This is a genomic window from Alteribacter lacisalsi, assembly GCF_003226345.1.
Classification (GTDB): Bacteria; Bacillota; Bacilli; order Bacillales; family Salisediminibacteriaceae; genus Alteribacter; species Alteribacter lacisalsi.
Map to the genome: position 1 here is coordinate 346,097 of NZ_PDOF01000001.1, position 14,097 is coordinate 360,193.

Sequence of the window (14,097 nt, forward strand, 5' to 3'; positions counted from 1 at the left end):
GCAAGGCTGTTCCGGGAAGGCAGTCAATCATTGAAATAACATAACGAATACGGGAGGAATGCTCAATGACGAAAGCATCATTCAGACGGCATCGCCGTCTGCGCAGAACAGCGGGAATCCGCAGCAGCGTCAGGGAAACACACCTACATACATCAGACTTTATTTACCCGGTGTTCGTGAAAGAAGGATCCGGCATTAAAAACGCAGTTCCATCTATGCCCGGCGTCTATCAATGGTCATTGGACCGCCTCAATGAAGAGGTGGATGAAGTGGTGGATCTGGGCATTGAAACGATGATCGTTTTCGGTGTACCAGCGGAAAAAGATGAAGTCGGCTCCTCTGCCTACGACCCGAATGGAATCGTCCAGAAAGGGATTCGTCAAATCAAAGAGCGTTATCCGGATATGACCGTGATCGCTGATACGTGCCTGTGTCAATTTACGGATCATGGCCACTGCGGGGTCGTGGAAAATGGTGAGATTGTAAACGATGACAGCCTGACTCTTCTTGCAAGGGCAGCAGTTTCCCAGGCCGAGGCAGGAGCCGATATTATCGCTCCTTCAAACATGATGGACGGCTTTGTAGCCGCGATTCGCGAAGGACTTGATGAGGCCGGGTACGAGAACATTCCGATTATGAGCTATGCGGTGAAATATGCTTCTGCCTTTTATGGCCCGTTCCGTGACGCAGCACACAGTTCACCGAAGTCCGGAGACAGAAAAACCTATCAGATGGATCCGGCCAACCGGATGGAAGCCCTTCGTGAAGCTGATTCCGATGTGGAGGAAGGGGCAGACTTCCTTATTGTGAAACCTGCACTTTCCTACCTTGATATCATCCGTGAAGTCCGTGACCGTCATCCATATCCGGTGGTTGCCTATAACGTAAGCGGGGAATATTCCATGGTGAAAGCAGCCGCAGAAAACGGCTGGGTGGATGAAAAGGCGATTGTACTGGAAAAACTGACGAGTATGAAGCGTGCAGGAGCGGATCTGATTCTCACCTATCATGCAAAAGATGCCGTCCGCTGGTTGAACGGTTAATTCTGAAGGAGGCCGATGACAATGAAACTGGAAAAATCGATCAGTGCGTTTGAACAGGCAAAGAAAGTGATGCCCGGAGGCGTAAACAGCCCGGTTCGTGCATTCAAATCCGTTAATATGGATCCCGTGTTTATGGAAAAAGGAAAAGGTGCGCGTATCTGGGATATTGACGGAAACGAGTATATCGACTATGTCATGTCCTGGGGACCGCTTGTACTCGGTCATGCAGATGACCGGGTCGTAAACGCCCTTAAGGAAGTAACGGAAAAAGGAACGAGTTTCGGTGCACCTGCAGAAATTGAGACGAAGCTTGCCGAGCTTGTAATTGACCGGGTGCCTTCCATTGAGGTCGTGAGGATGGTGAACTCAGGAACAGAAGCGACGATGAGCGCCCTTCGCCTTGCTCGTGGCTACACAGGACGAAACAAGATTGTCAAATTTGAGGGCTGTTATCACGGCCACGGTGACTCCCTACTGATCAAAGCAGGGTCCGGAGTGGCAACACTGGGGCTCCCTGACAGCCCAGGGGTACCGGAATCGATTGCCCAGAACACTCTGACGGTTCCCTACAATGACGTGGACAGTCTGAAGCTGGCATTTGAAGAATTTGGTGACGATATCGCAGCTGTTATCCTTGAGCCAGTTGCCGGAAACATGGGTGTTGTCCGTCCGGAAGAGGGTTACCTTGAAGCGGTGCGGGAAATTACGTACAACTACGGATCCCTGATGATTCTTGATGAAGTCATGACCGGATTCCGGGTAGGCTACCACTGTGCGCAGGGAGAACTCGGGGTCACACCTGATCTGACCTGTCTTGGAAAAGTGATCGGCGGCGGTCTTCCGGTGGGCGCTTACGGCGGAAAGCGCGAAATCATGGAACAGGTGGCGCCAGCAGGGCCGATTTACCAGGCAGGAACCCTGTCCGGGAACCCGCTTGCCATGACAGCCGGTTATGAAACCCTTGTTCAGCTTTCAGAATCCGATTACGAGGAATTTGACCGGTTAGGAAAGCGGCTCGAAGACGGAATCAAGGCTGCTGCCGGCAAGTACGATATTCCGTGCTCGATTACACGGGCAGGTTCCATGGTCGGATTCTTTTTCAATGAAGGCCCGGTGAAGAACTACAGCCAGGCGGCAAGTTCGGATCTGGACATGTTCGCAAAATACTTCCGCTATATGCTTGAAGAAGGTGTCTCCATTGCCCCTTCACAGTTCGAGGGTATGTTCCTCTCCACAAAGCATACAGACGAAGATATTGATGCAACAATAGAGGCGGCTGAAAAAGCATTCGCCCGCATCCGTAGTGAAAAGTAACCATAACAGGCCTGTGAAGGGGTATTCCCCTTCACGGGCTTTTTTGAGCTGTTTTCACTGCACACTTATGCTTAACTGTGTGGCAAACTTGCTTCTCCAGTCATAATCCGGCCTGTTTGCTCATAAACGTGTACTGTATGAATGGCGGGCTTTACATTCATGGTGGACAAAGAATTACACCTGAGAATCAGAGCTTAAAGTGACGTTCTTTTGATAAAAGGAGGAGAAGCGTGTGGCTAATGAACAGGGGTCATCCTTATCATTTTCCATTCAGGAAGCAGTATGGCTGAACCGCGGGCAGGAGATTGACAGTGTGATGTCACTGGAACTTGAGCCGGAGATTGCCATTGAAGAAGCGGAAGAGCATGTGACGGTAAAAGGCAACCTTATCTTATCCGGTGAATACCGGCCGGGCAAGGAAGTCGATGCAGAACAGCAGCAGAGGAATGCCAGTCTCTCGGAGCAGGTATCCTTCCGTTCCATTGAGGATGTACGTATTTCAGAAGAAGGCTATGGGACGATCCGTCATCCGTTCCCGATTGATGTAACGATTCCACGGAGCCGGATCAGTAACCTTGACGACGTGTATGTGAACGTTGAGTCCTTTGATTACGATCTTCCAGGCAACGGCTGTATCGAACTTCAGGCTGATATTGAAATCAGCGGTATGCGCGGGGAGTTTTCTGCGGCAGGGAAGGATGACGATGAGGAAGAGGAGTATGTGGAACAGGTAGTTACAGAAGACGATCTGGAAGAGGATGATCGGGCTTTTCATTTTGAAGGGTATCGCCAGCCGGAGTGGCAGCAGCCGGCAGCAAAAGAGATGGATCAGGCGGAACATGCCGTGCGGAACAACCCGGATTGGAGTGAACCTCAGGCAGAAGCGCAGCAGGAGGAACCTGATTATGACCAGGATAACGAACATGAACCACTGCTGACGATCAGAGGGAATGAGGATATGTACGGATACCAGCAGCAGTCAGACAGCACCGGACACGAAGAATCCGAGGATCTGTACGCCATGAGATATGAGGAAGAGGAGCAGGAAGACCACGAAGAGCCGGCACAGGAGAAACAAACTCGCGATGAGAACGCTCTTTATCTGACGAAAATGCTCGCACAGAACGATGACGGCCAGGAATTTTCGCGGCTCCGTATGTGTATCGTGCAGGCCGGAGAGTCGATTGAAACGATTGCCGACCGTTACAAACTTCAGGTCAGTCACCTCATGAGAACAAACAACCTGAACGAAGAACGGGTTGAAGAGGGGCAGATTCTGTACATTCCATCAAGAAAAACATCTTCGGCCTCATCATAGGGGGAGAAGGGCTATGGCAGAGCTGGAACAGCTTAAAGCAGCATACGGATTCGATAAAGCGGAGTGGATTGTCAAAGGGGAAAAGCTGAGTACCGAAAAAGGCATCAAGGTGCTGCGCCGCTGGGAAAATAACCAGCTTATGAATTGGCACATTCAGTGGCGCGAAGCCGTGGATAACCGTGGGGTCTGCCTGACAAACCGGATGATCAGAACAATGGATGGAGACATGGCCTTTCTGGATTTACAGGGGTGGCTGACCTTGCACGATGAGGTCACTTCCCTTTTTTCATATGAAGGGCGGGAGCATGAACTGGCCGAACTCACATGGGCGGCTATTACAGTTGGTCTGAAAATGGATGGAGCGGATTTAAAAAGACCCTTTCTGTCTGAGCAGGAGATAGTTGATGCGGTCAGGAAACTGCCTGCCCGTACAGACCCCGTCGTCATGTCGATTATGAAAAAGACGCTCTCAGAAGCAGTTTCGCGGCTTGAAAAAGCAGACAGACTTACAAGACTTGAGGAATCCCGCCTTCCTGTTATTGATCCGTTTACAGGAATGGCACAGGGGAGGGAAATCTACGGTCAGCTGTTCTGGACTTTCTCAGGAAGATTTCCTGAGAAAGGTCTGCGGTCAGCTGCCTCTTTCATGAAAGAATGCTGCAGTAGTTTTGGCAAAGAACGGTTTACCACCTTTTTGGAATCTCTTGACAATTCCGGTGTGTTTGATGAAGATATCTACCTGGAAATACTGCGGGAGGCTCTTGTGCCGTGGGAGTTTCTTGGCACGGTGGAACAGATCGGAAAGGCAGGACCTGAAGATCCTGAAAAAGCTTATCTTCTTCTTGAAGCGATGTACAGAGAATGGGAACAGTCCCGGGCATTTGTGCTTGTATTAAGTGAATGGCTGGACGGAAAAAGAGAGAAGGTGGCCAATTGACAACGAAAACGTACGATCACCTCGGCTCGGTGCTGTTTCACTATGATCTTTACCCGGAACGTGTGGAGTCATTTGGGAAAGTGAGTAAAATTCATACTTCCCGCGGGATCTTTGCGCTGAAAAAGACCCGGCTGACGAGGGAGGAAGGTGACTGGTTCATTCATGTTATGCGCCGCCTGGACCGAATCGGCTTTCATTATGTGGTGCCGATTATCCAGACAAAGTACGGTGATTTTCTCGTAAGGAGAGGGAATGATGCTTACTATCTGATGCCGTGGTATGAGGGTCACGACCGCTTCCAGCATCCTGTGAGCAAAGAAGACGTGATTCTGGAGGAAACAGCAAAGCTCCACGGTCTGACCGAAAAAAACCAGGACTACTCTGAGGAGATGATCCAGGCGTCATTTGATTCCCTTAAAGGAAGATGGGACCGCAGGAAGCTGGAAATGGAACGCTTTGCCGACCAGGCGGAGTCGAGTATGTATATGTCCCCCTTTGAACTGACGTTTTTAACCCACTTTCAGCGGATGATCCAGATGGCGGAAGCAGCTGAGGAGCATCTCGAGTCATGGGTGGAGATGTGCAAGGAGAAGAAGGCATTCAGAAGCGTGCTCTGTCACGGCAGACTCAACAGAAGCCACGTTCTGTTTGATCAGTACGGCTCAGGCTATTTCCTGAATTTTGAGCGGGCCGTCCTGGATACGCCGGCAAGAGAGCTGGCGATTTTATTCCGTCATTATTTCCAGAGCCAGCCATGGGATACATCGGAAGGAATCCACTGGCTCGGCACGTATGAACGGCATTTTTCCCTGTTTGATGAGGAGCGCCACCTTTTAATGAGCTACCTGGCGTTTCCTGAAAGTGTGTTTCACAGTGTGGACCTCTATATAAATGAGCAGCGTGAACGGACCCAGCTTCAGCTGGTTACCCACCTTGAGCGGCGGATTCTATCTCTCAACCGCACGTACCGCCTTATGAATACCCTGTTTCAGGAACCGCAGGAGTAAAAATAAATGCTTCGGAAAGGCACGGAGCCGGACCGGTCCCGTGCTTTTGCGTTTTCGGAGATTCGTGAGACATATTACATCTTAATGAACAGTGCAGACACAAGAAAACAGATACGCGCTGCCAATATGGCCGTGCGTATCAGTTAAACCACCCGTATGCGGTTGAAAAATAAAAGATTGCCAGGGTGGCCAGCAGAATGACATCAAAAGTGCTCGGAAACAGGAGGGTTCGTACGAGTTGGAAAAAGATAATCGGAAGCAGACACTGATAAAAGGCATCGATAATCCGCCGCCCCCATAAAGGCAGACGGGTTTTGCTGAATCGTCTGGTCACGGCGCGAAGCCTCCTTGCACAGGTTTATTTGTATAGTATGCAGGCGCAGGGGAAAATGTGTAGCCGCCGTATGATGAAAGGAAACCGGGTTTAAAATCACCAGGTTTCGGGGAAGATGTTTGTAAAGATTCCGCCAGTGCCTATTGCAACTTACGGAAAGTTTGAGTAAAATAATCGTATTCACATAGTAAACCGTGATGGGGAAGAGTACATCGTGAACCCACCAGAGAGGAAAACCGTACTGCTGAAAGGTTTTCTTGGATGTAGGGATGGAAAGTCACCCCGGAGTTGTCCGCGCGAACGCATCGACAGGCCCTTGATAACAGGCGCCTGCCAGAGCCATTAGTCCGGACCGGCAGACCCCGTTATGGTCCCTCGAGTGTATATCGGATTCACTGTCCTTATGTGGCCCCGGTATAAACAAAGGTGGTACCGCGAGAAGCAATGCTCTCTTCGTCCTTTGACGGATGAGGGTTTTTTTGTGTTTCCGGGTCACCTGAAAGATCACATAGAACACCGATTTTAACAAGGAGGATATAAATGATGACAAACGACATTTCAATGCCGCCAAAGTACGATCCCCAGGCTACTGAAGCCAAATGGTATCCGTACTGGGTAAACGGAAAGTTTTTCGAAGCTACAGGTGACGAAAACAAGAAGCCCTACACCATTGTCATTCCGCCGCCGAACGTTACCGGCCGACTGCACCTCGGGCACGCCTGGGACACTACACTTCAGGATATTTTGATCCGTACGAAGCGTATGCAGGGGTATGACGCACTCTGGCTCCCTGGAATGGATCACGCCGGAATCGCCACCCAGGCCAAAGTGGAAGGTAAACTTCGGGAGGAAGGTGTTTCCCGCCACGATCTGGGCCGTGAGAAGTTTCTTGAAAAGTCTTGGGAGTGGAAAGAGGAATATGCCGACTTTATCCGCCAGCAGTGGTCCAAGCTCGGACTCAGTCTGGATTACTCCCGTGAGCGCTTCACGCTTGATGAGGGCCTGAGCGACGCTGTACGCGAGGTGTTCGTCCGTCTATACGAGGAAGGGCTCATTTACCGCGGGGAGTACATCATCAACTGGGATCCCCAGACAAAGACCGCACTTTCTGACATAGAGGTTATATACAAGGATGTTCAGGGTGGTTTCTACCATATGAAGTATCCTCTTGCTGACGGAAGCGGCCACATTGAGGTTGCCACGACCCGTCCGGAAACGATGCTTGGAGATACAGCCGTTGCGGTCCACCCGAAAGATGAGCGCTACCAGGACCTTATCGGAAAAAAAGTAAAACTTCCGATTGTCGGCCGCGAGATTGAAATCGTAGCGGATGACTACGTAGATATGGAGTTTGGTTCAGGTGCGGTCAAGATTACTCCAGCCCACGACCCGAACGACTTTGAAATCGGCAACCGGCACGACCTTGAGCGCGTACTTGTGATGGACGAAGGCGGGGTAATGAATGAAAACGCCGGCAAATATCAGGGGATGGACCGTTTCGAGTGCCGCAGGCAGATCGTAAAAGACCTGCAGGGGGATGGCGTTCTCTTCAAAATTGAAGATCACATGCATTCTGTCGGTCACTCCGAACGGAGCGGTGCTGTGGTTGAACCGTATTTGTCGACTCAGTGGTTCGTCAAGATGGGACCTCTTGCCAAGCAGGCGATCGAACTTCAGAAAGGCGAAGGCAAAGTTGATTTTGTACCGGACCGTTTTGAAAAAACGTATATGCACTGGATCGAAAATATCCGTGACTGGTGTATCAGCCGCCAGCTCTGGTGGGGACACCGGATCCCGGCATGGTTCCATAAGGAAACAGGGGAACTGTACGTAGGCCGTACGGCTCCTGAAGATATTGAAAACTGGGAGCAGGACGAAGACGTTCTTGATACGTGGTTCTCATCTGCCCTCTGGCCGTTTTCCACGATGGGCTGGCCTAATGAGGAAGCGCCTGACTTTAAGCGCTATTACTCAACTGACGTACTCGTAACCGGATACGACATCATTTATTTCTGGGTTGCCCGGATGATTTTCCAGGGGATTCAGTTTACCGGTGAACGTCCGTTTAAAGACGTACTGATTCATGGTCTGGTTCGTGATGCTGAAGGTCGGAAGATGAGTAAATCACTCGGAAACGGTGTCGATCCTATGGACGTGATCGACAAGTACGGTGCCGACTCCCTTCGTTTCTTCCTGTCCACAGGAAGCTCACCGGGGCAGGATCTCCGTTTCTACTGGGAAAAAGTCGAAGCGAACTGGAATTTCGGAAACAAGATCTGGAACGCCTCCCGTTTTGCCCTTATGAACATGGACGGTCTTAAGCACGATGAGATTGACCTGAGCGGGAAAAAATCAATTGCGGACGAGTGGATTCTCACACGTCTTCAGGAAACAACCGAACACGTGACAAAATATATCGATGCATACGAATTCGGGGAAGTGGGCCGTGCCCTATACAACTTCATCTGGGATGACTTCTGTGACTGGTACATTGAAATGGCGAAGCTTCCGCTGAACGGAGACGACGAGGAAGCAAAGCTCACAACCAGGTCTGTTCTTGCTCACGTGCTCGATCAGACGCTTCGTCTGCTTCATCCGTTCATGCCGTTTATTACAGAGGAAATCTGGCAGCACCTGCCGCACGAAGGCGAATCCATCACGGTAGCCAAGTGGCCGGAAAAAAATGAGCAGCTGATGAACATCCAGGCGGTTAAGGATATGGAGATCCTTCAGAGTATCATCCGCTCTGTCCGTAATACCCGTGCCGAACTGAACGTACCGATGAGTAAAGAAGTAGAGCTTCAGATCAATGCCGATCACGAAGACATTCTCGCTCAGCTTGAGCGCGGCAAGGAGTACATTGAGCGGTTCTGCCGCCCAAGTGATCTGAAGATGGGTACCGGGCTTACTGCTCCGGAAAAATCCATGTCCAGCGTTCTGTCCGGTGTTGAGCTTTACATGCCACTTGCCGGCCTTCTCGATCTGGATGCGGAAATCGAGCGTCTTGAAGGGGAGCGGAAACGCCTTGACCAGGAGGTCACCCGTGTTCAGAAAAAACTCGGTAACCAAGGCTTTGTAAGCAAAGCACCTGAATCCGTTGTGGAAGCTGAGCGTGAAAAAGAAAAAGATTACCTCGAACAGCGTGATAAAGTGGATGCCCGTATTGCCGAATTGAAAAACTAGCAACGAGGCTGTGACAGAACTCAGCTAAATAGAAGTGAGGCTGGGACAAAACTCAGTTAAATAGAAGTGCCCTCACCAGCGGTGAGGGCACTTTGCTGTAATAGGCATTATTACAGCGGATTACTTATGGTGATGTTTTATTTTATCTCGGTAAGAATATGCTCAATCATTGGGACGGCTACATTCACTCCGGTACATTCGTAAATACTTCTGATATGGGGGTTGGAATTAATTTCACAGAGCACCGGCCCGTCTTTTCCAAACAGAAGATCCACGCCGGCAAAGTCGGCGTTTACAGCACTGGCAGCTTTCACCGCAATCTCTTTTTCTTCTTCAGATGGTTCCCACGTTTCTGTTGCGCCGCCTGCCGATACGTTTGCCCGGAAATCAGAAACAGAAGTCCGCTTCATTGAGGCAACGACCCTGCTGCCAACCACATTCAGGCGGACATCTCTTCCGGCGCTTTCTGTAATCATTTCCTGAAAGATGATTTCCCTGCTTCCGAGCCGGCCGATAATCGCCTCCAGTTCGTGCCGGGTTTCGGCTTTATACACCTGCTTACCGAAGGAGCCGTATGCTTCTTTGACAATCAGCGGGAGACCGAGAAGGTCAATAATGTTATTAATATGAGCAGTGTTTGCCTGTTCACAGCCCTCGTACACTTTCGGTCCAATGACGGTTCGCGGAGCGGGAATCCCATGGCCGGCCAGTCTGGTATGCATGAGCGCTTTGCTGTCGCATGCTTCTACAGTCCTGGTCCGGTTAAACAGCCTAAGACCGGCAGATTCAAGATGAGCACCGAGATGCAGATCTTTGTCTGCAAAATGAACAAAATCCGGATGGGATTTATGCCGGGGAAGAGCAAAATCGCGTCTGCCCAGGCAGTCGAAAACTACTGGAATGTCGCTGTTCCAGACCAGTTCCAGCATAACCCCCTGTCTTTCTGCTTCTTTTTTCATCCAGTCGGCGTAATCCATGAATTTTTCCGTCTGCAGACTGCTGTTTGCCACAAGCCAGCCATAGGTCATAAGCGTGTACTCCTTCTCTCATTGCAATTTTAATTACTCTTGTGCAGAATTAAGGGACAGTTTTATTTTAGCAAATCGAAAAGTGTTTTACACAGACGAAACGGAGGCATTTTTTAATGACGAATCAGATTAATATGGGACTCGAACGGATGGAAAGCCTGATGGAAAAGCTCCGGCACCCTGAGAGGCGTGTCAAAACGATCCATATAGCAGGCACAAACGGAAAAGGATCGACCACAGCATTCCTGATGGAAGTGCTCAAACGCTCCGGGCTATTTGTTGGTACATATACATCGCCATACTGGCATTCACCTGCAGAGCAGATTTCCATTAATGGATCGCAGATAAGTGCCAGTGAACTTCGTCACTGTCTGGGCGAAATCGCGCCTGCAATCGAAGAAACGGAAAAAGAATTGAATACACAGGTAACGGAATTTGAAAAAATGACCACGGCTGCGCTGTACTTCTTTTCCACGATCAAGCCGGTTGATCTGGCAATTATTGAAACCGGGCTTGGAGGACGTGAGGATGCGACGAATTTGATCGTTCCCCTTGTCTCCATTATTACGAATGTGGACATGGATCACGAAGCGTGGCTCGGTGACAACATTCGTGCCATTTCCCGGGAAAAAGCGGGGATTATTAAGTCCGGTGTTCCAGTAGTAACAGGAGCAGAAGGGGAGGCTCTGGACATTCTTAAGGAAGAAGCAGAATCAAGACACTCAAAGCTCTATGGACCCGGCGCTGCTGGTAAAACAGAAATCCGCTCAATCGAAACAGAGCAGACAGTGTTTGACTACACATCTTCCTACCAGTCCCTGTCTTCGCTTAAGATCACCATGAAAGGGGAGCATCAGGTCACCAATGCCGCTCTTGCACTGATGGCGCTCGATTATATGAAGCAGTATTACGCCATGATGGCGGATGAAGAAGCAATCCGTGACGGCCTCAGGGAGGCACAGGTTCCCGGAAGACTGGAAACGGTTAGCGCAGAACCGCTCGTGGTGATTGATACGGCTCATAATCCTGCTGCTGTGAACGCACTTTGCAGAACCCTGAAAACAATCTACCCGGATCGTTCTTTCTCGGTCCTTTTTGCATCCATGAAGGATAAAAACTATACCAGGATGCTTTCGGTCCTCAGTGAATCTTCCGCATCCGTTACGGTCACCACTTTCTGTGACCCCCGGGCCGCAGAAACCGCTGATCTGCTGCAGGCTGATGTGACAGCCGGCCAGACCGATGATCCTGAACGCTGGCTTTACAGTCAGATGAGTGAACAAAATGAAAAAACGGGCATTCTTATAACAGGCTCACAGGCATTTGTGGGGAAAATGAGAGCTCTGCTGGTTAAGTGAGGTAGTCATTAATGACTACCTTTCTGCCTTATCTTTAGTTTATGTGGCACAAAATACCTACTTACGGTTCCGTTTTTTTCATAACTTTTTGAAAAATTGAGACATTAGTATTAACAATAGAGAACGCCTTGTGATAGAATAAAACCACCAACCAGTTAGTGGAAAATTCATACTATTGCGGAAAAAGAAGCCCTCCAGTAAGTCACATAAGAGGAGAGAGACGGCATGACAAAAGGAAGAGAACGAACCTTCTGGCTCATATGGGCCCTGGCATTTCCTTTATTCCTTTATTTTTTTATCGATCGCATAACCATGATGAGCCACGATCAGACCATTGCCCTTTCGGCTTTCGCATTGCTGATTGTCATCGTCTCTTTGTTTCCGATTCGTATAAAAAACACTTCACTGATCCCTCTTCACGGAATTGCGCTGGCGGTTTTCCTTCAATTCGGGCTCCTCATAGAGATGGCTGTTACCCAGCTGGCACTTTTCACAGCCCTCCTGACACTGCGACTGACAAAACGGGAACTGTACCGTGTTCCTTTTAACTCCCTCATCTTTATGGTCGTTTCCCTGTCTTCTGCCGGTGTCTTTTATCTGCTGGGAGGAACAACGGGAAGCCTCGAACGTCTTACTTTGATGAATGAAATCATACCGACACTCGGGTATGCCCTTACGTTTTTTGTATCCAATCACGTTATTATTTATTTATCTATGAAATATGTCGCCAGCCGGGAAGGTGTCAGTTTCTGGGATGAAGGGCTCAAGTGGGAGGCTATTTCCGCTATTATGATCATCCCCGTCGGCCTCACACTGACGGTGCTTTACCAGCAGATCGGATTTGTTGCCATCCTGTTAATGGGGATTCCCTTTATCAGCGTCTCCCTTATTCTGCGGCAGTATCATAATACTGAAACGACCAATGACCTGCTGAAGGAAGTGAGTGCTTTCGGTTATCAGGTAAATGAAAGTCTGACAGTGAACGGGATTATCAGTCTTTTTTACAAACATGTCCGTGCCATTTTTCCAGCAGACCGCATTTATCTGTATGATAAGATCCAAGGCAGGCTTCAGGTTAATCCTCTCTGTGAAGAAGAAGGAGCGCTGCCTGAAGGAGACGGGATCAGCATGGAGGTACTGAGGAGGGAGGCATCCTCTCATTTTGACAGCCGTAAGCAGTGGTTACATATCGAATCAAGGAAGAACCTGCCGGATACCCAGTCCATACTCAGTGTCCCAGTCATGAGAAATAACAGCATTGTCGGCGTAGTGACACTTACGTCCGAACGTAAAAAGGCATTTGAAAAGCGTCATGCCATGATCCTGGAATTTATGGCAAACTACATGGCCGTAGCCGCGCAGAACGCAAGAAGCTATGAAAAGAAAAAGCGGGAAAGTGAACGGTGTGCCCTGACAGGCCTTTATAATTTTCGCTTCTTTGAAAACCTTCTCGTTGAGAAGTACGACCTTCAGACCACTGACTGCAGGCAGTTTGCCATCATTCTCCTCGACCTCGATCGTTTTAAGCGAGTGAATGATACTTTCGGACACCACAGTGGAAACGTAGTCCTCTGCCAGGTGGCAGACGTGCTGAAAAAGCATGTTGGTGACCGGGGAACCGTAGCCCGTTATGGCGGAGAAGAGTTTGTCATTCTTATTGATAATACAGATGTGAGCTTTGCCCACAGCCTGGCTGAAACGCTGAGAACATCACTTGAAGTACACCGTTTTAAAGTCGAGAACGATCTTGATGAAGGAAGGCAGGCGTACATTCAGGTAACAGCCAGTATCGGGGTGGCTGGAAAAACCAATCCGGATGAGAGTGCCATGGGCGTTCTGCGTAATGCGGACAGAGCGATGTATACCGGGGCAAAGCAAAAAGGGCGTAACCGGGTGGCGAACTTTCATTCCTGTGAAGTAACCAGTTAATCTATCATTTTGAAATCAAAAGCCGGGGCTGATGTTCATGAGCCCCGGCTTTTGATTTTTGTATGACAAAATAAGGGGAGAATTTACAAAAAACTCCGGTTGCTCTCCTTTCATTGTTGCCAAGTCTGGTATAAAATGAAAATAGCAGATATTTTGTCAGTATTTTTCGAGATAAGTAGGTGAACAGGGTTGTCTGAATATTTGTTTATAGCTATTGGTACGGTTTTACTAATGCCTGTTATGCTTCTGCTTCCTTCTGTTTTCTCAAGGAAAGTTACAGTAGCGCTTGTTCTTGCTGCCGGGGGACTTACAGCTGGCTCGTTTGCCCTTCTGGAATTATATCCATGGTGGGTTCCGCTTTCAGCGCTGGTGCTGGTGCTGATTCTCGTTTCAGCCATTGCCGGAGCAAAATTCAGCCGAAACTCCGGGGTTGAAGATGTGGAAGAGGTGGAAAAGGAAGGTAAAGAGACAGGAAGCAGTGACCAGACTGATGCCCGTGAAAAATATAGAGCAGATCCGGACGGAAATACGAGATCAGAGCAGCCGGGAAGTGACATCGTACATAAGCAGCCTCAAAAAGAAGAGCAGGAAAAAGAAAAACAGCTGTTTAAACGCAGATAAAAGTTCTTTAGCCAAACCGCACGAG

Annotated in this window: 12 protein-coding genes and 1 other annotated feature; of the genes, 10 read left to right on the forward strand and 2 right to left on the reverse strand. The window is 49.3% G+C overall.

The window, feature by feature from the left end; translation table 11 throughout:
- Positions 1-65: 65 nt before the first annotated feature.
- The 6 genes from hemB to CR205_RS20140 all read left to right on the forward strand — a co-directional run bounded on the left by hemB (position 66) and on the right by CR205_RS20140 (position 5,766).
- Positions 66-1,043 carry a porphobilinogen synthase gene (gene hemB / locus CR205_RS01580; protein ID WP_110516281.1) on the forward strand — a complete coding sequence of 326 codons (978 nt, stop codon included), beginning with the start codon at positions 66-68 and terminating at the stop codon, positions 1,041-1,043.
- A gap of 21 nt (positions 1,044-1,064) precedes the next feature.
- Positions 1,065-2,357 carry a glutamate-1-semialdehyde 2,1-aminomutase gene (gene hemL / locus CR205_RS01585; protein ID WP_110516283.1) on the forward strand — a complete coding sequence of 431 codons (1,293 nt, stop codon included), beginning with the start codon at positions 1,065-1,067 and terminating at the stop codon, positions 2,355-2,357.
- 232 nt (positions 2,358-2,589) lie between these two features.
- On the forward strand, positions 2,590-3,675 hold the full coding sequence (spoVID, locus tag CR205_RS01590; RefSeq protein WP_110516285.1) for a stage VI sporulation protein D: 1,086 nt from the start codon (positions 2,590-2,592) through the stop codon (positions 3,673-3,675).
- A gap of 13 nt (positions 3,676-3,688) precedes the next feature.
- Entirely contained in the window at positions 3,689-4,612 is a 924-nt protein-coding gene (locus CR205_RS01595) for a hypothetical protein (RefSeq protein WP_110516286.1), read from the forward strand.
- On the forward strand, positions 4,609-5,619 hold the full coding sequence (gene ysxE / locus CR205_RS01600; RefSeq protein WP_161524630.1) for a spore coat protein YsxE: 1,011 nt from the start codon (positions 4,609-4,611) through the stop codon (positions 5,617-5,619). Before CR205_RS01595 ends, ysxE begins: the two co-directional genes overlap by 4 nt.
- A gap of 6 nt (positions 5,620-5,625) precedes the next feature.
- Complete coding sequence (locus tag CR205_RS20140; RefSeq protein WP_161524631.1) at positions 5,626-5,766, forward strand: hypothetical protein; 141 nt, start codon at positions 5,626-5,628, stop codon at positions 5,764-5,766.
- On the opposite strand, the gene CR205_RS01605 is transcribed toward CR205_RS20140, so the two are convergent.
- On the reverse strand, positions 5,759-5,953 hold the full coding sequence (locus CR205_RS01605) for a hypothetical protein (RefSeq protein ID WP_110516290.1): 195 nt from the start codon (positions 5,951-5,953) through the stop codon (positions 5,759-5,761). The genes CR205_RS20140 and CR205_RS01605 overlap by 8 nt on opposite strands.
- 185 nt (positions 5,954-6,138) lie before the next feature.
- Positions 6,139-6,417 (forward strand) — a binding site (T-box leader).
- A 76-nt stretch (positions 6,418-6,493) separates the two neighbouring features.
- On the opposite strand from CR205_RS01605, the gene CR205_RS01610 reads away from it, so the two are divergent.
- Positions 6,494-9,136 (forward strand): valine--tRNA ligase, encoded by a 2,643-nt coding sequence (locus CR205_RS01610; RefSeq protein WP_110516292.1) that lies wholly within the window; start codon positions 6,494-6,496, stop codon positions 9,134-9,136.
- A gap of 137 nt (positions 9,137-9,273) precedes the next feature.
- Here the strand turns inward: CR205_RS01610 and CR205_RS01615 are convergent, their stop codons facing one another.
- Complete coding sequence (locus tag CR205_RS01615; RefSeq protein ID WP_110516294.1) at positions 9,274-10,164, reverse strand: RimK family alpha-L-glutamate ligase; 891 nt, start codon at positions 10,162-10,164, stop codon at positions 9,274-9,276.
- 116 nt (positions 10,165-10,280) lie between these two features.
- On the opposite strand from CR205_RS01615, the gene CR205_RS01620 reads away from it, so the two are divergent.
- From CR205_RS01620 to CR205_RS01630, 3 genes are all read left to right on the forward strand, one after another.
- Positions 10,281-11,522, forward strand: a complete 1,242-nt coding sequence (locus CR205_RS01620; protein ID WP_110516296.1) for a bifunctional folylpolyglutamate synthase/dihydrofolate synthase — start codon at positions 10,281-10,283, stop codon at positions 11,520-11,522.
- A gap of 225 nt (positions 11,523-11,747) precedes the next feature.
- A complete protein-coding gene (locus tag CR205_RS01625) occupies positions 11,748-13,451 on the forward strand; it encodes a GGDEF domain-containing protein (protein WP_110516298.1) in 1,704 nt (567 codons plus the stop codon).
- Between the two features lie 189 nt (positions 13,452-13,640).
- Entirely contained in the window at positions 13,641-14,072 is a 432-nt protein-coding gene (locus CR205_RS01630) for a hypothetical protein (RefSeq protein ID WP_142669841.1), read from the forward strand.
- The last annotated feature ends 25 nt before the right edge of the window (positions 14,073-14,097 follow it).